The organism is Paenibacillus sp. FSL K6-1096 (assembly GCF_037977055.1).
Classification (GTDB): Bacteria; Bacillota; Bacilli; order Paenibacillales; family Paenibacillaceae; genus Paenibacillus_AQ.
Genome location: NZ_CP150274.1, coordinates 5,655,582 through 5,679,638 on the forward strand (window position 1 = coordinate 5,655,582; position 24,057 = coordinate 5,679,638).

Consider the following 24,057-nt stretch of genomic DNA (forward strand, 5'->3'; position numbering starts at 1 on the left):
GCAGACATGTCAGGGGGTTAGAGCTGCTTCCCGCTTAGCTTACCTTGAACGCTGCAACCGCCTGCTGCAGCCCGTCTGCCATCTTCGCAAGCTCCGTGGAGGCCGCCGCTACCTCCTCCATGGAAGCAAGCTGCTCCTCGGAGGCTGCTGCTGCGCTCTGCGAATGCTCTGCGGCTTGCCTGGCCACTTCAGCCATCTGCACCACCGAGGAGGTCAGCTCTTCGGTACCGGCCAGCAGCTCTTCTGAGGAGGCGGACATCTCGTGAACCTGGGTATTAATCTCGCTGATGCCGCCGAGAATATCCGTGAACAGACGCCCGGCCTCACCTACCCTTTGCGACCCTTGGTGAACAGCGTCTGCATTCGCCAGCACCGCATCGGCGGCTGCCTGGTTGCCCTGCTGAATATCGAGAATCAGGCTGCTGATATGACCTGCGGCTTCAGCGGTCTGCTCGGACAGCTTCTTCACCTCACTCGCGACCACGGAGAAGCCCCGGCCGTACTCGCCCGCCCGGGCAGCCTCAATGGCCGCGTTCAAGGCGAGCATCCCGGTCTGATCGCTTATGCCTTTAATCAGTCCAATGATGTTACCAATCTGCCCGGACTGGGCGCTTAAGGAGGTAATCAGGCTTGAGGCCGCTGCAGCGGTCCGTTCCATCTCTTCCATCTGCTCCACCGTCAGCGTAATGATGGAATACCCGTCCTGCGCCTGGCTTGCGGCCCGCCCGGCTGCTGCGGCAGTATCCATTGAGGCCTCCGCGATGCGCTGCACACCAGCCGCCATTTCTTCCATCGCCCTGGCGGACTCGCTGGTGGACTGGAGCTGATGCTCTGCTCCGGCGGCCAGATCCTGAATATCCTCTACAATAGCTTCCGTAGTGTGATTGGTCTGATTGGCGCTTGACATTAGTTCCTCCGAGGTTGAAGCCACCTGGAGCGAGTGATCGGCAACCGTCCCGAGAAGCCTGCTCAGATTGGCTATCATCTGGTTCAGATGTCCGGCCATATTGCCGAATTCATCCTCGCTGCCGGCCTCCAGCTTCCCGGTGAAGTCCCCCGCTGCCATCCGCTGGGACAGCTCATTGACACGGGCCAGCTGACGGGTAATATAGCGGCTGTATAGATATACGGCTGCTACCGTCAGGATAAGACCCGCAAAGCTAACCAGCAGAATAGACCTTAGCAGCCCTTTAAGCGGCGCATACAGCTCCTGTTCCGGCATGGCAAGACCCACGGTCCAGCCGGTATCCGGCAGCTTTTCATAATACATCTGGATGGTCCTGCCGGAATCTGCATAGGTCACCATTCCCTCATTGCTCTTAAGCATGTCGGCTCCGGCTGCGGCGAGACTGGCGTTAGATTCGGCGGTGATTGTGAGCTTCATATTCTTCTCTGTATCCGGTCCGGCAATGTAATTGCCTTGCCTGTCCAGGAGGAATGCCCATCCGGTCTGGCCAACCTTGGTCTGTTCAATCCTGCTCTGCAGCGTCTTCAGATCGATATCCCCTGCCATTACGCCAAGCAAGGTATTCGCGGCATCCCGGAAAGGAACGGCCACCGTAGCCATTGTAGTCCCGGTAATCGTGTCATAGAAAGGATCGGTAATTCCGACCTGATCCTTGCCGATGGTATACCAGGCCTGTCCGTGATAATTGTATTCGGGGTCATTGTACTCTTCGGTAGTCACAATCTTGTCACCGTCGCGGTGGGCATAGGTAGAGAAGTACTTCAGCCTGCTGTCATACCGCCCCGGTTCAAAATAAATGCCGACACCATATGTATCCGGATTGGCCTGCAGCGCACTGGACAGCATCGTCCGGTATTGCTCCAGTGTGAATTCAGCGGCGTGGCTCTCCAGCGTCCGGGCCAGCACCTCAGGAACCATGCTGTGCACACTTAAGTTTGCATTGATTTCGTTAGAGATATCGGATATCTGCAAATTCATTTTTTGCTTGACCTCACGCTGGATAATACTTTTGGAATACGTGTACGACAACAGAGCGACCAGCACCAGCGTGATCAGAAAGATGGGCAGGATGAATGCAAATGTTCTCATACGAATGCTTTTGAACCGGAGCCTGAAAATTCCCTTGTGGACAACATTGGCCATGTGAATCCCCCCATTAAGAGTGTGAAGCTATTAGTTGATATATTAAATATCATCGGCTGGAGAGCGGCATTGGTTGTAGTCTTTTGTCGAAAAAAATAAAAGAATGTCGCAGCGTTTAAACCAGCATGCTACAACCCGCCCAGGGGCGGAGACCGCAGCGCAATATATGTTTTTCTCTTGAGGGAGTTATTTACATGTCAGATTAGATCAACTTTGTTTGCCTACATACCTAAGAACGATTACACTATTACTATGTGATTTGTTTCGATAGGAGGATGAAATACGATGGCGATCTATACGCGTACGGGGGATCAGGGAGAGACCTCCGTGATCGGCGGCCGGGTGGGTAAGGACGATGTCCGGGTCGAGGCTTACGGCACCATAGATGAACTGAACTGCTTCGTCGGCCAGGCCCGGAGCCTGATGGAGGACGAGCGGTTCGCCGATGTACGGGAACAGCTGCTGGAAATTCAGCATGAGCTGTTCGATTGCGGCTCGGATCTGGCGTTCGTGAAGCTGAGCGAGAACCGATATAAGGTCAAGAGCGAGATGGCCGTGCGTCTGGAAGGCTGGATCGACGCGCTTCAGGCGGAGAATCCGGTGCTGGAGCGCTTCATTCTGCCCGGCGGAAGCCAGCTGTCTTCGGTGCTGCATATCTGCCGGACCGTCTGCCGCCGCGCGGAGCGCCGGGCAGTGACGCTGGCAAGGAGTGCGGAGGTTAATCCGGAGGCGGTCATCTATCTGAACCGGCTGTCGGATTATTTCTTCGCCCTGGCCCGTGCCGCGAATACCCGGCTGAGCATTGCTGACGTAGAATATGTGCGCAGCAAAAAGGTGTTCCGCAACAAATGACCAGCTATTATCCGCCAATCTCCTATACGGTGCCGCCGTCCGAAGACGGCTGGCTGCTGAAGACCATTCTGCAGAAGCGGATGGAGGTCTCCCGCAAGCTGCTGTCCAAGCTCAAATTAACGGACCTTGGCATTACCCTGAACGGCGAGCGCGTCTATATCAGTGTCAAGGTCAGCAGCGGGGATCTGGTGCAGATCCGCATGGAGGAGGAGACGTCTGAGGATATTCTGCCGCAGCCGATCCCCTTCGAGATTCTGTATGAGGACGGGCATCTGCTCGTTGTGAATAAGGCTGCGGGGATGATTGTCCATCCGACCCACGGCCATTATACCGAGACGCTGGCGAACGGAGTCGTTCATTACTGGGTGGAGAAGGGCGAGCGGGTCCGCTTCCGCCCGGTCCACCGGCTGGACCAGGAGACCTCCGGGGTGCTGGTCATCGCCAAGGACCCGTACAGCCATCAGCTGATCTCCGAGCAGATGATCGCCGGCACCGTGGACAAGCGGTATACCGCGTTCGTGCACGGCGTGCCCGCTCAACCCCGCGGCGATATCGACGGTCCGATCGACCGCGATCCGCTGGAGCCGCATCGGCGGATTGTGACGCCGGAGGGCTATCCCTCCCTGACCCGGTACGAGGTCAAGGAGGTCTATGCCGGGGCAGCTTCGCGCGTAGAGCTGAAGCTGGAGACCGGGCGCACCCACCAGATCCGGGTGCACATGGGCTCCATCGGCTGCCCGCTGATCGGTGACGGCATGTACCGTCACCCGCTTTATGGGCAGCCGGGGTCGGCGCAGCTCGCGGGGATCGCCGGGCTGGACGGGCTGGTGCCGCGCCAGGCGCTGCATGCGGCGCGGCTGTCCCTCCGGCACCCGGTTACCGGGGCCGATCTGGTGTTTGAAGCGCCGCTGCCGCCTGATCTGGCGCGGCTGGAGGAGAAGCTCCGTCAGGCGGCAGGGGAAGCGCCGGGCATGTCCTGACCGCAGCTGTTATCTGCATCAGCCCCGAACGCTAATAGTTACCCGGCCGCCACCGCTGGAGCGCATCAGCAGTCTAATAAGTGCCAGGCTGCACTTAATTTCAGCTATATAACGTCTTCGCGGCAAGCAAGTGGAAAAAGTACAATTAATATTGCCCCATACTCCAGAAAGTAACGCTTGTTCACGATTTAAGTGCCGGAAATCCAACTAATTTCACCGACGAGCCGATTTGGGAAGGATTAGTTGTACAATTTCCACTTACTAATGTTGGTCGGCTAATAGCCGGCACTATGCAGAAGACCCAGTCAACGAATTAACGGGCAGTGACAGCCACTATAATTAGCATCACTGCTTCATTTTATAGTCCAAGGAGGAACCGATGAGCAACCTGAAGGTTTATCAATATCCGAAATGCAGCACCTGCCGCAGCGCAGTGAAATGGCTGAAGGAGCAGGGGCATGAGCTTACGCTTCAGCACATCGCCGAGCAGCCCCCTACAGTGGAGGAGCTGCGCGAGCTGGTGAAGCATAGCGGGCTGCCGCTGAAGAAGTTTTTTAATACGAGCGGTGAGGTCTATAGAGAGCTTGGTCTGAAGGATAAACTGGCGGACCTCAGCGAGGACGAGCAGCTTGCGCTGCTGTCCGGGAACGGGATGCTGATCAAGCGTCCGGTCGTCAGCGACGGCAAGCAGGTTACGGTTGGTTTTCAGGCCGGACAGTATGACGAAGTATGGGGCCGCGCTTAAGGCGAGCCTTCGCAACATTATATATGAATGACAAGGAGAGGTTCACATGAGCACAGGTACAGAAACGAAGAGCCGGGTTATGATTGTCGATGGAATGGCTCTGCTGTTCCGGGCTTTTTATGCTACCTCTTATGGAGGATATATCCGCAAGACCCGCGACGGGCTGCCGACGAATGCGGTGTACGGCTTCTTGCAGTATTTCTTCGATGCGGTCAGCACATTCGAGCCTACACATGTCGTCTGCTGCTGGGATATGGGCAAGGGCACCTTCCGCACGGAGAAGTATGACGGCTACAAATCGAACCGCATCGACGCGCCGCTGGAGCTGATTCCGCAGTTTGATCTGGTGAAGGAGGTCGTCGCCGAGCTGGGCGTTCCGAACATTGGACTTGCCGGGTATGAGGCAGATGACTGCATCGGCACCCTGGCGTCCTGCTACAGCGGGGAGTCGGAGGTGTATATTCTTACCGGCGACCACGATATGCTTCAGCTGGTGAATGACAGTGTTAAGGTCGTGATTATGAAAAAAGGCCGCTCCAACTACAAGGTCTACGACCCGGCTGAGCTGCTTGCGGAACGGGGGCTTACGCCTGCGCAGGTGATCGACCTGAAGGGCTTCATGGGCGATACCAGCGACAATTATCCCGGCGTGAAGGGGATCGGGGAGAAGACAGCCACGAAGCTGCTGACCGAATACGGTACAGTGGAAGGCGTGATCGAGAATCTTCACCTCCTGCCCAAGGGCGTCCGCGCTAAGATTGAAGCAGACCTCGATATGCTCCACCTTTCCCGCGAGCTGGCCGAGATCCGCTGTGATGTACCGGTCGTCTGTGAGCTGGCCGAATGTCTCTGGGCGCTGCAGCGGGATACGGCCGCACGCAAATTCCAGGAGCTGGAGTTCGGCAGCCTGCTGCATCTGATCGGCGGAATCGCCGAGACGCGGGATGACCGGGGCATCGTGCAGATTGAGCTTGGAGATCTAGGCTAAACCGTATAATTGGGCAAAAGAACCGGAAAACCCCCTGCGCAAAAGCTGCGTAAGGGGGTTTTGGCGTGGGCGCAGTTTGACGTAACCGTGCAGATCATAAACTGCGGGCTGCTCCCTTTTCAGATGATAATTCCGTCGCAATGATCGATCTCATGCTGGATGACCTGTGCGGCAAATCCGGTAAAGCTGTCCCGGTGCTTTTTGAAAGAATAGTCGTAATACTCTACTTCAATGTAGTCATAGCGCTTCGCCGGGCGTACGCCTTCAAGCGACAGGCAGCCTTCCTCCGTCTCGTAGGGGCGGGCGCGTTTGGTAATTACCGGATTAATCATGGGGATCGTCAGCTTCTGCTGGATACGGATGGCGATGATCCGTTTGTTGACGCCGATCATGTTCGCAGCCATGCCGACACAGCGGTCGGAGTTGGCGTTCAGGGTCTCAACCAGATCCCATAACACAAGCAGATCCTTTTCCGTTGCCGGTTCGGATTTTTGGCTGAGCAGCGTGATGTTTTTGTTAATAGGTTTAATCATCGTATTCTCCATTGTGTGTTGGTTTGGTGCGTTCATCATATCATTTTTGCCGGAGAAGAGTAAATGTGAAGGGGAGGTGTTCAGCGGAAGATAAGGATTGACGAACCGGAGGTTGCCTGACTATAATATTAATATAAGTATTAAATGATTAATAATTATATTAACTTAAAGAGGAGCGTTAACTTCCAATGGCAGAACGTATTGTACTGAACGCAGACATCCGCAAAGGTAAGATTGACCGCAACATCTACGGACATTTCGCTGAGCATCTGGGACGTTGTATCTATGAAGGCATCTGGGTCGGCGAAGATTCCCCTATTCCGAACACCAAGGGTATCCGTAACGACGTAGTGGAAGCGCTTAAGGAAATGAAGATTCCGGTATTGCGCTGGCCGGGCGGCTGCTTCGCTGATGAATATCACTGGAAAGACGGCATTGGCCCGAGCGAAGAGCGCAAACGGATGATCAACACCCACTGGGGCGGTGCAGTAGAGAACAACCACTTCGGTACGCATGAATTCATGCTGCTCTGCGAGATGCTGGGCTGCGAGCCGTATATCAACGGCAATGTCGGCAGCGGAACGGTACAGGAGATGTCCGAGTGGGTGGAATATCTGACCTTTAACGGAATCTCGCCGATGGCTGAGCTGCGTCAGAAGAACGGCCAGGAGGATGCCTGGAGCGTGAAGTATTTTGGCGTGGGGAATGAGAACTGGGGCTGCGGCGGTAACATGCGTCCTGAGTATTATGCCGACCTGTACCGCCAATATCAGACTTACGTGCGCAACTACGGGGACAACAAGATTCACCGGATCGCGTGCGGCGCGAATGCCGATGACTACAACTGGACTGAAGTGCTGATGCGTGAAGCCACCCGCTTCATGGATTCGATCACCCTGCACTACTACACGCTGCCTACATCCGACTGGAACCACAAGGGCGCAGCTACCGGCTTTGAAACCGGCGAGTATTTCAATACCTTGAAGAAGGCGCTGTTCATGGATGAGCTGGTGACCCGCCATATCGCCATTATGGACAAGTACGATCCTGAGAAAAGAGTCGGCCTGATCGTTGACGAGTGGGGCACCTGGTACGATGTTGAGCCGGGCACGAACCCTGGCTTCCTCTACCAGCAGAACACGATCCGCGACGCGCTGGTTGCCGGCCTGACCCTGAATATCTTCCACAAGCACAGCGACCGTGTGCGGATGGCGAACATTGCCCAGACCGTGAACGTGCTGCAGGCTGTCATTCTGACCGAAGGCGAGAAAATGCTTCTGACGCCAACCTACCATGTATTCAACATGTACAAGGTGCACCAGGATGCAGAACTGCTTGATCTGACGATCGACAGCCCGGTATACAGCTATGACGGTGTAGAGATTCCTGAAGTATCTGCATCCGCTTCTGTAACCGCAGAAGGCATAATCCATGTCAGCCTGTGCAACCTGAACCATGCGGCATCCGCAACCCTGCCATTGGAGCTGCGCGGACTGGCTGGCCAGGCTGAAGTTAGCGGGGCTACCCTGGCTGGAGCTTCTATCGATGCTCATAATACCTTTGAGCAGCCGGAAGCAGTAAAACCGCAAGCATTCAGTGCCTTCAAGCTTGAAGGGGATACACTGACGGTAGAGCTGCCTCCAATGTCGGTAACGGTTCTGGAAATCACTCCGAAGGCGTAAGGCACGCAGGATGACAACCACTTCAACCTGCAAGGGCTGCCGGGAGGAGTACAAAGTCACGGAAGCACAGATTGCCCGGATTCTGGCCTCCTCCATGTTCAATCCCGGCAATTCGGCTTCCGACGAGGTCTATGCCGAGCGGCTGGCGATCTGCGGGACCTGCCCGAAGCTGCAGGATGGCGTGACCTGCACGGCCTGCGGCTGTATCATCCCCGTAGTTGCCCGGCTGAAGGCCCGCAGCTGTCCGCTGCCGGGCGGCGGCAAGTGGCAGCCGGTGGCGGAATAACGGAGGCCGGGCGAAATAGATAGGCCGGAAGCCACTCTTGCCATAAGATAAGAGACGGATTGATCACCAAAAGCACCCCCAACCTGCACAATGCGGCGGTTGGGGGTGCTTTTTTTGCGTTGAGGAGGAGAGGGGGGAATGGGCTGGATGAGGAGGGAGGAGCACTAGTGCACCAGAATTCGGCATACGTACCCCTCAACTCTCATCCACCATATACTGACCTACCCAGCACAGGTTTTATCTCACGGCCTGCCTAACACATGCGCTACCCTTCCCCGCCATCCGTATAGAACAGCTCAAACACCAGATCCTCGTTGTAATTGCCGAAGCCTTTGCCGAACAGGGTAAGGCCGCCGATATGCACGGCGTCTTCTTCAACCGCGAGCCTGAAGGTCCATTGCTTGTTGCGGATGCCGACCTGGTCCAGCGTAACGTCCGAGAGCTTCTGTCCGTCCATGAACGTGCCGGCCGGCGTGATCCGCAGCTGCTTCAAAAGACCGTACTGGTTAGTAAGCGCCGGCCACCAGGCCGGGGTGTATTTGCCCGGACTGTCCCCGTAATCGCCGGGGCTTGTCCAGAAGCCGAGCGGCTGCCCGTTCAGGGTGAAGCTGATGTCGGAGGGCCAGTTGTTGTTGATCGAGGGCGCTTCCGAAGCAATCTCCATCGTGATGGCCAGCTCCTCCGGCTTCTGGCTGGACAGCAGGAAGTTCGGGATTTTGTACTCCACGAAGCCCTTGCCGAACCAGAGAATACCGGCATTCATCCGCTCCTGGTCCCAGAAATAACGGGGATCGTCGAAGTTGCCGATGACCCGCTCTGTCGTGGACAGTCCGCAGGTAGGCTCAATCTGGAAGTCGGAATAATGTCCGACCGGAATCTCTTTGCGGTGGGCTCTGCGCTGCTCGCGGGCCTGGCCGGGAAAAATAATCTCCGCCCGGTCGGCGGCGAGTGTGCAGATCTTCTGCAGGCCGCTTTTGCCGGGAGCCATATGGCTGCGGATCAGTCCGGCCGCTTCGAGCTTGCGCACATGCATCGTCATAATCGCGCTGCTGAGCTTCAGGGCTGCGGCCAGTTCCTTCACGTTCATCGGCTTATCGGACAACAGGCGCAGCATATGCAGGCGGACCGCACTGGATAAGGCTTCGTACACGGGCAGAGATTGTTCGGTTAAGTCTAGTTTCATAGGAGGCCTCCACGTTCAGCTTCAGGTTATATAGTTAATAATTATATTACTCATATGAACTTTCTACAAGCAAATCAGGACCGGAACCCGGCATTCCAATTTATATCACAGACAGGCTATATATGCTTCGCTATGATGTAGGGAGAATTAGCGCGAACAAGGTGCTCTAGCCGTAACCGGTAAGAGATAACAGGGAATCGGGTGCAACTCCCGAGCGGTCCCGCCACTGTAAGGAAGAGCTGAGCTTCATGAGGTCACTCGGGGAATCCCGGGGAAGACGAGGCCGTCAGCGCTTGTATTCCAAGCCAGGAGACCTACCTTGTATACGCACACCACGACTCTACGCGGATAGGAGCGGTGTACGGATAGGTTCAGAAGAAGAGGCGTTCTGCCCAGAAGAACCGGAGAAGTCTTGCTATTGAGCAAGAGCGGAATACGCAGAAGAGACGTTCAAGCCCGGGAGGGCAGAGCGGCGTTCTGCTTCCGTCCGGCTGAAGGCGGCACACGCTATCGGATTTGCCTGCGTACATGCACTCCCACTCTTATAGGGTGGGATTTTTTGTGGACTGAAATCTGATAAGAACCTGGAGGCTGACAAATGAAAAAACACAGAAATTGGAGCTTGGCGGCACTGGTGGCCGGATTCACCGTGTACTTTATGCTGAATGAGCCGGGGACTGCCCGGGCCATGCATATTATGGAAGGGTTCCTGCCGGTCGGCTGGGCCGTGTTCTGGTGGGCGGCGTTTATCCCGTTTTTTGTGCTCGGCATCATCAGGCTGCGGGCGATGACCCGCGAGAACCCGGAGCTGAAGCTGCTGCTGGGTCTGGCCGGAGCATTCACCTTCGTCCTCTCGGCACTCAAAATGCCCTCCGTCACCGGAAGCAGCTCCCATCCCACCGGCACCGGACTTGGCGCTGTGATGCTGGGGCCGCTGCCGATGGGCGTGCTCGGCTCGATTGTACTCCTGTTTCAGGCGCTGCTGCTGGCGCATGGCGGGATTACCACACTGGGAGCCAATGCGTTCTCGATGGCGGTGGCGGGTCCTTTTGCCGGATATGCCGTGTATAAGCTGATGATGAGGCTGCCCGACCGCGAGAAGCTGGCCTTGTTCTGTGCCGCAGCGGTGGCGGACCTGAGTACCTATGTGGTGACATCTTTTCAGCTTGCGGTGGCGTTTCCGGCGGCGGATGGCGGTGTGCTGGCGTCTTTTCTGAAATTCGGGGGAATCTTCGCCGTGACCCAGGTCCCGCTGGCGGTCAGCGAAGGGCTGCTGACGGTGCTGCTGTGGAACTGGCTGAAATCGTACAGCCCGAATGAGCTGTCGCTGCTGAAGCGCAAGGTGAACGGAGGTAGAGCCTAATGAGCAATAAATTGAAAAACGGGTTAATGCTGCTGGGCGTCGTCCTGCTAGTTGTTCTGCCGCTGCTGCTGGTCAATGGGGAGTTCGGCGGAGCCGACGATGCAGCCGAGGGCGTGATCACGGAGATGAATCCGGACTACAAGCCCTGGTTCAAGCCGCTGACGGAGCTGCCCGGGGAGACGGAGAGTATGCTGTTCGCGCTGCAGGCGGCGATTGGCGCCGGAGTCATCGGTTATACCGTGGGGCTGCTCAAGGGGAGACAGGGCGCGAAGAAGCAGATTGGCAGCAAGTGATCCGGCGGATTGATGCTCTCTCCTATAATAATGCGCTGAGGGCGTTGTCCCCCATGTGGAAAAGCGCGTTCGCAGCAGCCATGTTCCTGCTCGCTTATACCGTACATCCGCTGCTGCAGATAGCCATTACCCTGTGGATGATGCTCTGGTGTATACGGCAGGCGGGCATTCCTGTCCGTGCTTACGCAATGCTGTTCGGCACCGCACTGGTATTCTACGCCCTGAGTGTCCCGGCGCTGCTGCTGGAATTCGGCCATCCGGCCGCAGGCCAGGCTGGTATATTCCGGCTTCCGGGCCTGTCTCTGCCGGTATATATCACTGCGGCGGGCTTGCATAGAGCCTGGGAGCTGCTGACCCGAATCTCAGCCTGCATGAGCTGCTTCTTTTTCCTGATCTTCACTACACCGTTCAGTGAACTGCTCCAGGTGCTGCGCAGATTGCGCATGCCGCAGATTGTGCTGGAGCTGATGCTGATTATGTACCGTTTCCTGTTCCTGCTCTCGGATGCAGCACACGGGCTGATGCTGGCCCGGCGGCTGCGCGGCGGGAGCAGAGGGTATACGGCCAGGCTGCGGGAGACGGCGGCGATGGGGGGAGCGCTTTTTGGCAACACGATGCACCGGTATTACGGGTTGTCGCAGGGGCTGCTGGCCCGCGGATTCACGGAGGAGATTCTTCTGCCGCCTTATGCGGCGCAGCCGGTGCCCCGGCGGTATGCAGTGCAGGCGTATGCCGGTATAGCACTACTGCTGCTGGCCCAACTGTATCTGTGGCTCACATCATCTTAAAAGGAGTACGTAATGCGTCATGGACGAGGAATATAGTCTGGTATTGGACGGGGTAGTATTCCGTTACCCTGATACGAAGGAGCCTGCCTTGCAGGAATTGACCCTCTCCATTCCGCGTGGCCGCAGAACTGCGGTGCTGGGCCATAACGGCTCCGGCAAATCGACCTTGTTCCTCCATGCGGTGGGTATTCTGCGTCCGCAGAGCGGTACGGTCATGCAGGGCGGTAAGCCATTGTCCTACTCGAAAAAAGAGCTGGCCGCCCTGCGGCGGCGTGTAGGCCTGGTGTTCCAGGACCCGGAGCAGCAGCTGATCCTCAGCACACCGATGGAGGATGTGTCGTTCGGGCTGCGGGGGAGCGGGATGGATGAAGCGGCGATTGCACAGCGCTGCCGGAAGGTCATGGATCTGCTGAATTTAGCGGACCTCAGCGACAAGCCGATCCATCAGCTGAGTCTGGGCCAGAAAAAGCGCACGGCGCTGGCCGGAATCATGGCCATGGAGCCGGAGCTGATTCTGCTGGATGAGCCGACCTCCTATCTGGACCCGTTATCCGAGCAGCAGATGCTGGAGGGTCTCGAAGCGATCCATCAGAGAGGTGCAACGGTCGTTATGGCCACGCATGATATGGACCTGGCCTACCGGTGGGCGGATTGGGTCATTGTGCTGGACCGGGGACGGTGTAGGGCGGAGGGGACGCCGGAGGAGATTTTTGCAGGAAGGGAGCTGCTGCTGGCGGCCGGGCTTCGCCTGCCGCTGCTGGCCGACTTGTGGTACAGCCTGCCTGCTGAACTGACGGGCGGAAGCAGCGCGCCCCGCACGGCCGGTGAATTCAAAGCGCGGCTGAACGGACTGCTGGAACGAAATCCGGCCCTTAAGCATTTATGAACGGGGGAAGAAGAATGGGGAAACAAGGAGAACTGCTGATTATCGGCTTCGGCCCCGGAGCGCTGGAGCATATTACCGGCCGGGCGCTGGCCGCGCTCAAAGAGAGCGAAGCCGTCATCGGCTATACCACTTATGTAGATCTGATCCGGCCGCTGCTTAAGCATCAGGAGATTGTCGGCACCGGCATGACCGAGGAGGTCAGCCGGGCCCAGGAGGCGGTGCGCAGAGCGGAGGCGGGGCAGAAGATAGCTGTTATCTCCAGCGGTGATGCCGGTGTATACGGGATGGCGGGTCTGGTCTATGAGGTGCTCATCGAGCATGGATGGAGCCCTTCCAGCGGCGTTGAGGTTGAGGTCATTCCGGGAATATCGGCGATTCAATCCTGCTCCTCTCTGCTCGGGGCGCCGATTATGCATGACGCCTGTACCATCAGCCTGAGCGATCATCTGACGCCATGGGAGAGCATTGCTGCGCGCGTGGAGGCGGCAGGGGCTGCCGATTTCGTCGTGGCCTTCTATAATCCGCGCAGCGGCAGACGGACGCGGCAGATTGAAGAGGCGCGCCGGATTCTGCTGCGCTACCGTGATCCGTCCACCCCCGTCGGCATTGTCAAAAGCGCCTACCGGGACCGCCAGCAGACGGTCGTCACCACGCTGCAGGATATGCTGGAGCATGAGATCGGCATGCTCTCGACCGTGGTGGTCGGCAACTCGGCGACGATGGTCTACGAGGGGCTGATGGTCACGCCGCGCGGATATGAGCGCAAGTATAGTCTGGGGGCGCAGACGCAGGCGCTGAAGCCGCATGAGCGGCTGCGCCCGGCGGCGGAGCCCTGGTCGCTGGCAGCGGCGGAAGCGGGCGCGAGTGCTGGAGCAGAGATTGGGAAGGCAGCTGCGGCGGAAGAAGTCCGGAGCGTTGGAGCGCAAGGCGGTAAGACGGTTATGGCAGAAGACCGCGCGGGGCTGGTGCGGGAGAAGGCGGCTATGGCGGACCTGTGGGAGATGGAGGTCTCGCCAGCGGTTGGCAGCCGTGAATATAGCGGTGCCCAGATGAAGCTGCTGGCTGAACTGGCAGGCGATGAGGGGCAACTGATTTATACGAAGGATGGAACCTTCCTGCTGCGCGGAAGCCGGATGGATGAAGCGGAGGCGGGAGCGAAACTGATCGCGGCCGGATTGAACGCCGGTGTTCCGGGTGATTACGTGAAGGTGAAGACCTGCGGGTTCTGTGAGCTGCGCCGGAGCGGAGCGCTGAACGCGGCTGCCCGGCTACACAGCCAGCTGCACGGGCTTGCGGTGCCAAGAGAGCTGCACATTAGTGTTGCAGGCTGCGGGATGGCCTGCTCGTCGGCTGTGCTGGACGACATCGGGCTGGTGTATTCACGCGGCAGCTATGAGCTGTATCTGGGCGGCAAGAAGTCCGGCCGGGGCGCACATGCGGGTGTCCTCGTCCGTGAAGGGATGGACGAAGAGGCGGCGGTAGCCGCTGTTGCTGCGGCTGTGGAGGATTACATCGCCCATGGCCGGGAGAACGAACGGTATTCCGCTTATTATGAACGGATGTACAGCAGCCCTGCCGGCATTGTACCAAATAACCAAGATATCCCTGGAGGAGAACGAACCATGAAGACTGTATTGCTGGTTGGACACGGCAGCCGGGTTCCGGCCGGAAATGAGGAGCTGCTCCGGTTCACCGGCCAGCTTGCGGTGCGCAGGCCCGAGCTAAAGATTGAGACCTGCTTCATCGAGCTGGCAGCGCCGTCCATTCTCGGCGGAATTGCCAAATGTGTGGAAGATGGCGCTACTCAGATTTATATTGTGCCGATTATTCTGTTCGCTGCGGGGCACTCGAAGCTGGACATTCCGATGGCGATTGATGAGGCCAAGCGGAAATATCCCGGTGTGGAGTTCATTTATGGACGGCCGCTGGGCGTGCAGCAGCGGGCAGTGGAGCTGCTGCTGGACCGGATCAGCGAGGCGGAGCAGCTGCCGCTGCGTCCAGCCCGCACTTCCGCAGTTGCGGACGAGGACACGGCCGTGCTGCTGATGGGTCGCGGGGGCAGTGACCCGGATGCCAACAGCGACTTCTATAAGCTGGGACGGCTGCTGTGGGAGCGAACCGGCTACCGCACTGTGGAGAGCTGCTTCATTGCTGTCGCCAAGCCCTCGCTGCCGGAAGGCCTTGAACGCTGCCTGGCGCTGGGTGCGCGCAGAATTATTGTACTGCCGTATCTGCTGTTCACCGGTGTGCTGATGGAGCAGTTCGCGGAGACGGTCTCGCGCTTTGCAGCTGAGCATCCGGAGATTGAAGTGGAGATGGGCGGCCCTCTGGGGGCGCATCCGCTGCTGCTGGATATGCTGAATGACCGGATCGATGAGACGCTGGAAGGCCAGGCCTTCAGCAATTGCGATAACTGCCGGTTCCGCGATGAAGCCTCTTTGCATCACCACCACCACCATCATGGTGAGGAGCATCACGGGCATGAGGAGCATGGGCATAGTCATCATAACCACGGGCACCATGAACATCACAACCATGAGCATGTGTGCCAAGGTCATCATGGCCAAGGTCATGGTTGCCACGGCCATAATGGGCAGCACAATCACGGGCATGGATGTCATGGGCAGCATGCTGTAACGGAGACAGCAGCTGCGGCAGAGGGCCGGGAGCTGCCGGAGCCGCGATGATTCTGATGCTGTGCGGCACCAGCGATGCCCGGGAGCTGGCGCTGAGCCTGTCGCGCCAAGGGCTGCCGCTGAAGGCCAGCGTGGTGACCGCAAGCGCGGCGGAGCGGCTGGAGGAAGCAGGTATTGACACCCGCGTGGGCAGGCTGGACCGGGCGGCGATGATCTCGCTGCTGCGGGAGGGGGGCTACCGTGCTGTGGTAGACGGCAGCCATCCCTTTGCGCTGGAGGCCCACGCTAACGCACTGGACGCGGCGGCTGCGCTGGGCCTGCCGTATTTTCGCTACGAACGGCAGAGTCTGATCTATGACAGCCACCCCCGGCTGATCCTGGTGCACTCCTATGAAGAGGCAGCGCGCAGGGCGAAGATGCTGAAGGGCTCCATTATGCTGACCACCGGCGGGAAGACGCTGGAGGTGTTTGCGCAGGAGCTGCTGGGCGATCCGGATATCCGGCTGACCGTCAGGCTGCTGCCCTGCCTGGAGAATCTGGAGAAGTGTCTGGCCCTGGGCATCGAGCAGCGGAATATTATTGCGCTTCAGGGCCCTTTTAGCAGAGAAATGAATGAAGCACTCTACCGGCAGTATGGCACACAGGTCATGATTACGAAGGAGAGCGGAGCGGAAGGCTCGGTGGATGAGAAGCTGTATGCCGCGCTGGATATGGGTCTGTATGTCATTCTGATTATGCGTCCGGGGTTGTCCTACGGCGGCAGCGGGAATGTATTTGATTCGTTTGACGGGATTACGGCTGCCGTGAGGGCTGCGCTTCAAATGACAGGGGAAGAGGGATGAATGTGGATTTCGGTACAGAGTTTAGGCCGGTGACAGTGCAGCCGCAGGAGATTGAGAGTCTTAGCTTTCAGATGATTACCGAGGAACTGGGGGAGCATTCCTTCAGCAGTCTGGAGTATCCGGTGGTACAGCGGGTCCTTCATGCTTCTGCTGATTTTGAGCTGGGGCGCAGCCTTGTGTTTCATGACGGAGCAGTTGAGGCCGGGATCAGCGCGATTCTCCAGGGCAAGCCGATTATTGCGGATGTGCGGATGGTGGAGGCGGGCATAGCCAAGGAACGGATTCAGCGGTACGGCGGAGAAGTCAGAGTACATATCTCAGATCCCGATGTTATCGCGGAAGCGAAGGCGCTGGGGACTACCCGGGCGATTATCGCCACGCGCAAGGCCTGTGCACAGGCTCCGGGAGGCATCTATGTCATCGGCAACGCGCCGACGGCTCTGCTGGAGCTGATCCGTCTGGTCAAGGAAGGTCTGGCGCAGCCTGGGCTGGTGATCGGAATGCCGGTCGGCTTCGTCTCAGCGGCGGAATCCAAGGAGGAGCTGCGCAAGCTGGACATTCCCTACATCACCAACATCGGCCGCAAGGGTGGCAGTACGGTCGTGGTCGCAGCCGTGAACGCGCTGAGTCTGCTGGCGGTCCGCCGGGCTGAAGGTGAGTTGGGGTAGCCGGATCAAAGGATCAGGGGACTGGGAATTGGTGCATGAATGAACAAGCGGAGGGATCAGCAATAGAGCTATTTAGAATTCTGATGCCCGTTCTCACCGATGACGGGTTAATGTGTGGATGAGGATCGGCTGCGGCGTGTGACTGTGGGTCCGCTGATTGTATTCTATACAGTAGAATCCGCAATTTCATGAATGAAATCCGGTTCTATTGCAGTTCGTACACTTGATTTTTGAAGATAGACTCCAAAACGCTTCCTTCACCAAATTCTAATGTACCAAGTACAGCAGATTGATTTTTTGGGCGGATATGACGGGGAGCTAGTGTATAAAGTGCAATGGAGCCAGAAAGAGGGAGGGCCATGACGAAGGGAACATCTGATCAAGCCGGCAGGGGGAGCCGCAGTAAAGAAAATGGTCAAGCAGGTACGGGGCAAGCTGAGCAGGCGGCTGATTCCGGAATGGCCGGTTCCGCATCCGGGGAGGAGACCCCGGCTCCCCCTCTGCGCAAGGGCTACACAACCGGTGCCTGCGCTGCCGCCGCAGCCAAAGGTGCAGTGCTGCTGCTCATCACAGGCGAGCGCCTTCCAGCGGTCGAGATCGACCTTCCGGCCGGGTTCCGGCATACGTTTGAGCTAACGGGCTGGCAGTCTGGCGGCTTGGACTCGGCAAGCTGTGCTACGGTAAAGGATGCCGGAGATGATCCCGATGCGACGCACCGGGCCTGGATCGAAGCAGCGGTAAGCTGGCGGAAGCAGCCGGGGGTGGAAATTGACGGGGGCCGCGGGGTCGGACGGGTCACCAAGCCGGGCCTGCCGATGCCTGTCGGAGAAGCAGCGATTAATCCCGTACCGCGGCAGATGATTCAGCAGGCGGTGTCAGAGGTACTGGAGGAGCATGGCGCTGCGCGGGGGCTGAAGGTCGTCATCAGCGTGCCGGAAGGCGAGAGTATCGCGCAGCGGACCTTGAATCCGCGCCTTGGCATCGTCGGCGGTATTTCTATTCTGGGCACGCGGGGTGTCGTTACGCCCTTCTCCACCGAGGCTTATAAGGCCAGTGTGGTCCAGGCGATATCGGTCGCGGCTGCGGCGGGGAACAGGCAGATCGTGCTGACCACCGGCGGCAGCAGCGAGAAATATGCGATCGCGATGTTCCCGGAGCTTCCGGAGGAGGCTTTTGTGCAGATGGGGGAATATGTGGGCTTCTCGCTGGAGCATGCCAAGGCCTACGGGCTCCGCAAGGTGACGCTGGTCGGAATGGCCGGCAAATTCTCCAAGGTCGCGCAGGGGGCGATGCTGATCCACTCCAGGAATGCTCCGGTCGACTTCGGATTTCTGGCCGCAGTGGCCCGGGAAGCGGGGGCTGAGGAGAAGCAGATCCGGGAGATTGCCGGTGCGAATACGGCCTCCCAGGTGGTGGATCTGATGACGGAGGCGGGGAATACCGTTTTTTTTGCGCAGCTGTGCAGGCATGTCTGTGAACAGAGTCTGCGAGCGGTGAACGGCGGCATGATGGTGGAAATGGTGCTGATTACGATGAAGGGCCGGGTGCTGGGAAGGGCGGAGATGGATGGGTAACGTGATTCATGTGATCGGGATCGGGGAGGATGGCGCGGGCGGATTGACGCCGGACAGCCTGAGCCTGGTGAATAACAGTGAGGTTCTGCTCGGCGGTGAGCGGCAGCTGGGCTTTTTCGGTACATATACAGGTGACAAAATCGTGCTGCAAGGCGGGCTCAAGCCCTTTACAGACAAGCTGGAGGAGGTGTGGCGTGAGCGGCGGACCGTGGTGCTGGCCTCGGGGGACCCGCTCTTTTTTGGCATTGCCGGATATCTTGTCCGCAGGTTTGGACCTGAGAATGTGGAGGTGATTCCGCATTACAGCAGCGTGCAGCTTGCTTTTGCCCGGCTGGGGGACAGCTGGCAGGATGCCGAGCTGATCAGCCTGCACGGACGGCCCATTCAGGGACTGGCCCAGCGGATGGACGGCAGGCACAAGGTGGCCCTGCTGACAGACGCAAACAATACTCCTGCGGTGATCGCCGCTTATCTGCTGGAATTCGGGATGACGGAATATGAGGCTTTCGTCTGTGAACGGCTGGGCGGGAACGGCGAAATCTGCCGCTTTTGGGAGCTGGAGGAGATGGCAGCAGGCGAATTCGACGCATTGAATGTGGTAATTCTGCGCAGGAAGCCGGGAAGTAACGTTCCACTGCGGCGGGGATTCGCTTACCCGGATGAGAATTTCCGGCAGCGTAAGCCGGAGAAAGGCCTGATTACCAAGCGCGAGGTCCGCGCACTGGTCCTGTCGGAGCTGAATCTGTGCGAGGATGCCGTGGTCTGGGATGTCGGCTCCGGCTCCGGTGCGGTGGCAGCGGAATGTGCGCGGATCGCCAGGCTCGGCAAGGTCTATGCCATCGAGAAAGGCGAAGAGAACCTGCCTAACATGGCGGCGAACCGCCTGCACTTCCGGGCTGACTACCAGATTATTCATGAAAAGGCGCCGCAGGGATTAGCTCCCCTGCCTGACCCCGATGCGGTCTTCATCGGCGGCAGCGGCGGGGAGCTGGCGAATATTATTGCTTATAGCGCGGCGAGACTGCGGCCTGAAGGCCGGATCGTGGTGGGGGCCATTACGGTGGAGACGCTGCACGGCAGCATGGGGGCACTGAAGTCGGCCGGGCTTGCCGTAGAGGTCACCCTGCTTCAGGCATCGCGCGGCAAGCCGATTCTCGGCATGACCCGGTTCGACGGGATGAACCCTGTCTATGTGGTCAGCGGGCGCAAGGAATGAGGCAGGAAATGCAGTTCCGGCACCGAATCATTCGTAATAGCAGAAAATGACAGAATCATTACCGAAGGAGGAACCCGCAATGAAGACGAATGTAACGGAGCCGCGCCTGCACATGGACGGGCAGGAGGCCGCCGCAGGAGCTGCCCCGGAGACACTGCTGGCTGAAGCGGCGATGCAGGCTGCGGAGGCGCTCTATGGCGCTGAGGAAGGGCTGAAGCTGGAGGAACGATTGACTCCCCGGGCGGTCGGCACGCTATACGGCATTGGAGTCGGTCCCGGTGACCCGGAGCTGATCACGCTCAAGGCGTGCCGGCTGCTGCGCGAATGTCCGGTGATTGCTTATCCGGCCACGCAAAAAGGCGGCAAATCCTACGCCTACGAAATCATCGAGCTGCATGTGCAGCCGCAGGACAAAATCATGCTCGGCCTGGTGTTCCCTATGACCAAAGATCCCGAGCTGCTGGCCAGCGGCTGGACCCGCACGGCGGAGCTGTGCTGGGGGGAGCTGAAGCAGGGGCGGGATGTGGCTTTTGTGACGGAGGGTGATCCTAATCTCTACAGCACCTTCATTCATCTGGCCCGGCTGATGCAGGAGCTGCACCCCGGTGTGCCGGTTGTCTCGGTTCCGGGGATCTCTTCGGTGCTGGGCGCTGCGGCGGCGCTGGAGCAGCCGCTGGCGGACGGCAATCAGCGGGTGGGGATTATTCCGGCCACAGACGACCGCAATCTGCTCAAGGAAGCGCTGCTGCACCACGATACGGTGGTGTTCCTCAAGGTGGCCAAGGTGCTGGATCTGGTGCTGGATGTGCTGGATGAGCTGGGCTTGTCCGGCCGGGCTTCGGTAGTGACCAAGGTGACCTCGCCGCATGAGGCCGTCTGGCGGGATGCGCGGGAGCTGCGGGGCAAGGATGTGGAGTACTTAAGTCTGATGGTGGTGAGCAAATGACCGGACTTGTCCTGGAGCCGAAGGTATATATTGTAGGGGCCGGCCCCGGTGATCCTGAGCTGATTACGGTCAAGGGCAGCCGGATTCTGCGCTCGGCCGATCTGGTGCTCTATGCCGATTCGCTGGTCAGCGCGGAGCTGATCCGCAGCGCGAAGCCCGGTGCAGAGGTGTTCCAGAGCTCGGGTATGGACCTGGAGCAGCAGGTGGAGCTGATGGCTGGCGCTGTTCAGGCCGGGAAAAGCGTAGCCCGCGTCCACACCGGCGACCCGTCCATGTACGGTGCGATTCTGGAGCAGATGTCGCTCTTGAAGCTGTGCGGCGTCCGCTATGAGATCGTGCCGGGCGTAAGCTCTGTGTTCGCCTCTGCCGCAGCGCTTGGCGCAGAGCTGACCGTGCCGGAGCTGACGCAGACGGTCATTCTGACCCGTGCGGAAGGACGCACCCCGGTGCCGGAGCGTGAGCAGCTGCGCAAGCTGGCGGAGCATCATTGTACGGTGGCGGTGTTTCTTAGCGCTTCCCTGGCCGGGCAGGTGAGCAGCGAGTTCCTGGCGGCAGGCTGGAGCCCGGAGACGCCGGTGGCTGTCGTGCAGCGGGCCAGCTGGCCGGACCAGCAGATTCTGCGGACGACAGTGGCGAGGCTGGAGGCCGATCTGCGTGAAGCGGGGATCACGATGCACGCTATGATTCTGGCCGGATGGGCACTGGACCCGGGCCTAACGGACCGGGACAGCCACCGCTCCAGGCTGTATGATAAGGCCTTCACCCATGGCTGCCGGGAAGGAACCGTCTCCGGTGGGTAAGCGTTACGCGGCGGTTGCCATTACCCGGAACGGAACCCGGCTGGCCCTGAGGCTGGGGGAGCTTCTGGAAGGCACCGCTGTCTTCAGCTATGCCAAATACAGCGGCGGGCTGGAGGGAGAGAACGGGAGGCTTACTGTCTTCGACGGGCCGGTAAAGGAGCTTCTGCCCGGGCTGTTCCGTGATTATGAAGCGGTCATTCTGTTCTTCTCGCTGGGCGCAGCTGTCCGGCTGACCGCTCCGCTTCTGCGGGACAAACGGACCGATCCCGCCGTCATCGTCATCGATGAGCGCGGCGAGCATGTCATCAGCATGCTGTCCGGACATCTGGGGGGAGCCAACCGGCTGACGCTCCAGATTGCCGGACTGCTCGGCAGCCACCCGGTCATTACGACCGCCTCGGATGTGCAGGGCACATTCGCTGTGGACCTGCTTGGCCGGGAATACGGCTGGCGCGCCGACAGCTTTGGGCCGATGAAATCGGTCAGTGCCGCGATTGTAAACGGGGAGCCGGTGGCTGTGGTCCAGGAGAGCGGTGAACGGGAATGGCTGCCCCCGGGCGCTGCGCTGCCGGAGCATGTCCATTTGTTCGCCAGCACGGAGGAGCTGCGGCAGAGCGGATACCGGTGTTATGCGGCGATCCTGGTGAGCGACCGGCTGCTGGAAGCGCCGGATTCCGGCCTTCCTGCTGATCGTACAGTGATGTACCGTCCGCGCAGTCTGGTCGTCGGGCTTGGCTGCAACCGGGGGACCTCTGCGGAGGAGCTGGAGGCCGTTGTCCTGCATACGCTGGCTGAGCTTAGGCTGTCGCTCAGCAGCGTGCGGAATGTGGCGACAGCGGGCATCAAGGGCGATGAAGCAGGATTGCTTGCCCTGTGTGCCAAATATGACTGGGAGCTGGCGCTGTATTCGCCGGAGGAGCTAAACACGGTCAGACTGGAGCATCCGTCCAAGGTGGTATTCCGGGCAACGGGGGCATACGGGGTCTGTGAACCGGCTGCGCTGCTGTCTTCGGGAGCGGCTTCTCTGCTGCAGCCCAAGCTGAAGAGCGGCAATGTGACCATCGCCGTGGCCCGGGTCGTCTATCCCGGAGAAAATGGAGGGGGAAACAGTGAACGGACTTAATTGTGAGGCAGCAGGCCGGGAGCCGCAGCGCCGCGCCCGTCTGGTGATTGCAGGCACAGGCAGCGGTTCCGGCAAAACGACGGTAACGCTGGGGTTAATGCAGGCTTTTGCCCGGCAGGGCCTTACGGTCCAGGGCTTCAAATGCGGACCCGATTATATCGATCCGGCGTATCACAGTGCGGTCACCGGCCGCCCCTCCCGTAATCTGGACTCCTGGATGACTTCAAGCGCCTATCTGCAGGAGTATTTCCTGCGTGCATCTGCGGATGCCGATCTGTCGGTGATTGAAGGCGTCATGGGGCTGTACGACGGCAAAGATGACACCGCCCTTACCGGCTCAACGGCGGAAATCGCCCTGCTGACAGACAGCCCTGTTGTGCTGGTTGTGGATGTCCGCAGCATGGGGCGCAGTGCGGCGGCAATTGTGCTGGGCTTCATGCAGCTTGAGCCGCAGGTGCGGATTGCGGCGGTTATTGTGAACCGGTGCGGCAGCGTGGGGCACTACCGGATGGTCAAGGCCGCCATCGAAGCAGCCTGCGGCATTCCGGTGATCGGCTGGCTGCCCCGCGACGGCGGCCTGGTTGTCCCGGAGCGGCATCTGGGCCTGCTGCCCGCTGTGGAGCGCGGGGAGCTTGCGCCTCTCTTCGGGCATTGCGCCGATGTGCTGGCGCAGGGCACGGACCTGGAGCGGCTGCTGGAGCTTGCAGCCGCTGCACCAGCACTGCCGTATCCGCCGGAAGCGGGTCCGGCAGTGGGTCTGGCGCTGCCGGAGGCGGTGGAACCGGCAGCGCCTGCGCCTGTGATTGCAGTAGCCAGGGACGCGGCATTCAATTTCTACTATGCCGACAATCTGGAGCTGCTTACGCGCGCCGGCGCGCGGCTGGTTGCCTTCAGCCCGCTTAGCGGCGAAGGGATTCCGCCGGAAGCCGACGGAATCTACCTCGGCGGCGGCTTCCCGGAGGAATTCGCGGCGGAGATTGCCGCGAATTCCCTCTTCCTTAGCGGGCTGCGGTCGGCAGCTGCGGCCGGAATGCCGCTGTATGCGGAGTGCGGGGGCTACATGGTTCTCGCCCGCAGCCTGACGGACCGCGCCGGTGCAGTGCATGAGATGGCCGGAATCCTTCCGGCGCATACCCGGATGCTGGACCGCCGCGCCGCGCTTGGCTATCGTGAAGTCACCGCGCTTCAGGATAGCCTGCTGCTGAAGCGGGGCGAGCGGCTGCGCGGCCATGAATTCCACTATTCGGTTATGAATTATGTGGAAGGGGAACCCCAAGCGTTCGCCTATGAGAGCAAGGGCCGGGCGGGCAGCCAGCCTGAAGGCTATATCAGCGGCAACATCATGGCCGCTTATGCGCATATTCACCTGGCTTCCTGCCCATCGGCCGCCGGCCGGCTCGTAGCCGCATGCAGAAGGTACCATCAGCAGAAGCTTCTTGTGGATACAGGGCCATAACGGGCGATTTTCCAGCAAGCCGGTGCCTCTTGCTACAGTGAGCATGTGTGGGGGCGCGTGGGCAAATGTATGCGAAAAAGCGAACAGATTCGGTGTGGCAGGGGCGC

The 24,057-nt window shown here is 59.3% G+C and carries 22 protein-coding genes and 1 riboswitch; of the genes, 19 read left to right on the plus strand and 3 right to left on the minus strand.

The window, feature by feature from the left end; translation table 11 throughout:
* Positions 1–34: 34 nt before the first annotated feature.
* Positions 35–2,056 carry a methyl-accepting chemotaxis protein gene (locus MHI24_RS24990; RefSeq protein WP_340022253.1) on the minus strand — a complete coding sequence of 674 codons (2,022 nt, stop codon included), beginning with the start codon at positions 2,054–2,056 and terminating at the stop codon, positions 35–37.
* A 339-nt stretch (positions 2,057–2,395) separates the two neighbouring features.
* Between MHI24_RS24990 and MHI24_RS24995 the strand changes: the two genes are divergently transcribed.
* The 4 genes from MHI24_RS24995 (at position 2,396) to MHI24_RS25010 (ending at position 5,675) form a co-directional block, all read left to right on the plus strand.
* The gene (locus MHI24_RS24995; RefSeq protein WP_340022254.1) at positions 2,396–2,962 is read left to right on the plus strand and encodes a cob(I)yrinic acid a,c-diamide adenosyltransferase; all 567 of its coding nucleotides are present in this window, start codon (positions 2,396–2,398) and stop codon (positions 2,960–2,962) included.
* A complete protein-coding gene (locus MHI24_RS25000) occupies positions 2,959–3,942 on the plus strand; it encodes an RluA family pseudouridine synthase (RefSeq protein ID WP_340022255.1) in 984 nt (327 codons plus the stop codon). The genes MHI24_RS24995 and MHI24_RS25000 overlap by 4 nt, the downstream gene beginning before the upstream one ends.
* A 379-nt stretch (positions 3,943–4,321) precedes the next feature.
* Positions 4,322–4,687 carry an arsenate reductase family protein gene (locus tag MHI24_RS25005; protein WP_340022256.1) on the plus strand — a complete coding sequence of 122 codons (366 nt, stop codon included), beginning with the start codon at positions 4,322–4,324 and terminating at the stop codon, positions 4,685–4,687.
* Between the two features lie 46 nt (positions 4,688–4,733).
* On the plus strand, positions 4,734–5,675 hold the full coding sequence (locus MHI24_RS25010; RefSeq protein WP_340022257.1) for a 5'-3' exonuclease H3TH domain-containing protein: 942 nt from the start codon (positions 4,734–4,736) through the stop codon (positions 5,673–5,675).
* A 119-nt stretch (positions 5,676–5,794) separates the two neighbouring features.
* Here the strand turns inward: MHI24_RS25010 and MHI24_RS25015 are convergent, their stop codons facing one another.
* Positions 5,795–6,208, minus strand: a complete 414-nt coding sequence (locus tag MHI24_RS25015) for a peptide deformylase (protein WP_340022258.1) — start codon at positions 6,206–6,208, stop codon at positions 5,795–5,797.
* Positions 6,209–6,396: 188 nt separating this feature from the next.
* Here MHI24_RS25015 and MHI24_RS25020 point away from each other — a divergent pair, with 188 nt between their 5' ends.
* The gene (locus MHI24_RS25020) at positions 6,397–7,890 is read left to right on the plus strand and encodes an alpha-N-arabinofuranosidase (protein WP_340022259.1); all 1,494 of its coding nucleotides are present in this window, start codon (positions 6,397–6,399) and stop codon (positions 7,888–7,890) included.
* Positions 7,891–7,900: 10 nt separating this feature from the next.
* Positions 7,901–8,176, plus strand: coding sequence for a DUF6171 family protein (locus MHI24_RS25025; protein ID WP_340022260.1), 276 nt, complete (start codon positions 7,901–7,903; stop codon positions 8,174–8,176).
* A 265-nt stretch (positions 8,177–8,441) separates the two neighbouring features.
* On the opposite strand, the gene MHI24_RS25030 is transcribed toward MHI24_RS25025, so the two are convergent.
* Entirely contained in the window at positions 8,442–9,359 is a 918-nt protein-coding gene (locus MHI24_RS25030) for a helix-turn-helix domain-containing protein (protein ID WP_340022262.1), read from the minus strand.
* A 142-nt stretch (positions 9,360–9,501) separates the two neighbouring features.
* Positions 9,502–9,696, plus strand: a riboswitch (cobalamin riboswitch).
* Between the two features lie 261 nt (positions 9,697–9,957).
* Between MHI24_RS25030 and MHI24_RS25035 the strand changes: the two genes are divergently transcribed.
* The 13 genes from MHI24_RS25035 to MHI24_RS25095 all read left to right on the plus strand — a co-directional run bounded on the left by MHI24_RS25035 (position 9,958) and on the right by MHI24_RS25095 (position 23,950).
* A complete protein-coding gene (locus MHI24_RS25035; RefSeq protein ID WP_340022263.1) occupies positions 9,958–10,722 on the plus strand; it encodes an energy-coupling factor ABC transporter permease in 765 nt (254 codons plus the stop codon).
* Positions 10,722–11,015, plus strand: coding sequence for an energy-coupling factor ABC transporter substrate-binding protein (locus MHI24_RS25040; RefSeq protein ID WP_340022265.1), 294 nt, complete (start codon positions 10,722–10,724; stop codon positions 11,013–11,015). Before MHI24_RS25035 ends, MHI24_RS25040 begins: the two co-directional genes overlap by 1 nt.
* Positions 11,012–11,803 (plus strand): cobalt ECF transporter T component CbiQ, encoded by a 792-nt coding sequence (gene cbiQ, locus MHI24_RS25045; protein WP_340022266.1) that lies wholly within the window; start codon positions 11,012–11,014, stop codon positions 11,801–11,803. Before MHI24_RS25040 ends, cbiQ begins: the two co-directional genes overlap by 4 nt.
* Before the next feature lie 19 nt (positions 11,804–11,822).
* Positions 11,823–12,689, plus strand: a complete 867-nt coding sequence (locus MHI24_RS25050; protein WP_340022268.1) for an ABC transporter ATP-binding protein — start codon at positions 11,823–11,825, stop codon at positions 12,687–12,689.
* A 14-nt stretch (positions 12,690–12,703) separates the two neighbouring features.
* Complete coding sequence (cobJ, locus tag MHI24_RS25055) at positions 12,704–15,376, plus strand: precorrin-3B C(17)-methyltransferase (RefSeq protein WP_340022270.1); 2,673 nt, start codon at positions 12,704–12,706, stop codon at positions 15,374–15,376.
* Complete coding sequence (cobK, locus tag MHI24_RS25060; RefSeq protein WP_340022271.1) at positions 15,373–16,167, plus strand: precorrin-6A reductase; 795 nt, start codon at positions 15,373–15,375, stop codon at positions 16,165–16,167. Before cobJ ends, cobK begins: the two co-directional genes overlap by 4 nt.
* A gap of 2 nt (positions 16,168–16,169) precedes the next feature.
* Complete coding sequence (locus tag MHI24_RS25065) at positions 16,170–16,835, plus strand: precorrin-8X methylmutase (RefSeq protein WP_340026783.1); 666 nt, start codon at positions 16,170–16,172, stop codon at positions 16,833–16,835.
* Between the two features lie 458 nt (positions 16,836–17,293).
* Entirely contained in the window at positions 17,294–18,409 is a 1,116-nt protein-coding gene (locus tag MHI24_RS25070) for a cobalt-precorrin-5B (C(1))-methyltransferase (RefSeq protein ID WP_340026784.1), read from the plus strand.
* The gene (gene cbiE / locus MHI24_RS25075; RefSeq protein WP_340022272.1) at positions 18,402–19,625 is read left to right on the plus strand and encodes a precorrin-6y C5,15-methyltransferase (decarboxylating) subunit CbiE; all 1,224 of its coding nucleotides are present in this window, start codon (positions 18,402–18,404) and stop codon (positions 19,623–19,625) included. The genes MHI24_RS25070 and cbiE overlap by 8 nt, the downstream gene beginning before the upstream one ends.
* A 79-nt stretch (positions 19,626–19,704) precedes the next feature.
* Entirely contained in the window at positions 19,705–20,571 is an 867-nt protein-coding gene (gene cobI, locus MHI24_RS25080; RefSeq protein WP_340022273.1) for a precorrin-2 C(20)-methyltransferase, read from the plus strand.
* Entirely contained in the window at positions 20,568–21,371 is an 804-nt protein-coding gene (cobM, locus tag MHI24_RS25085; protein WP_340022274.1) for a precorrin-4 C(11)-methyltransferase, read from the plus strand. Before cobI ends, cobM begins: the two co-directional genes overlap by 4 nt.
* The gene (locus tag MHI24_RS25090; protein WP_340022275.1) at positions 21,364–22,494 is read left to right on the plus strand and encodes a cobalamin biosynthesis protein; all 1,131 of its coding nucleotides are present in this window, start codon (positions 21,364–21,366) and stop codon (positions 22,492–22,494) included. Before cobM ends, MHI24_RS25090 begins: the two co-directional genes overlap by 8 nt.
* Positions 22,481–23,950, plus strand: a complete 1,470-nt coding sequence (locus MHI24_RS25095) for a cobyrinate a,c-diamide synthase (protein ID WP_340022276.1) — start codon at positions 22,481–22,483, stop codon at positions 23,948–23,950. Before MHI24_RS25090 ends, MHI24_RS25095 begins: the two co-directional genes overlap by 14 nt.
* Positions 23,951–24,057 lie beyond the last annotated feature (107 nt).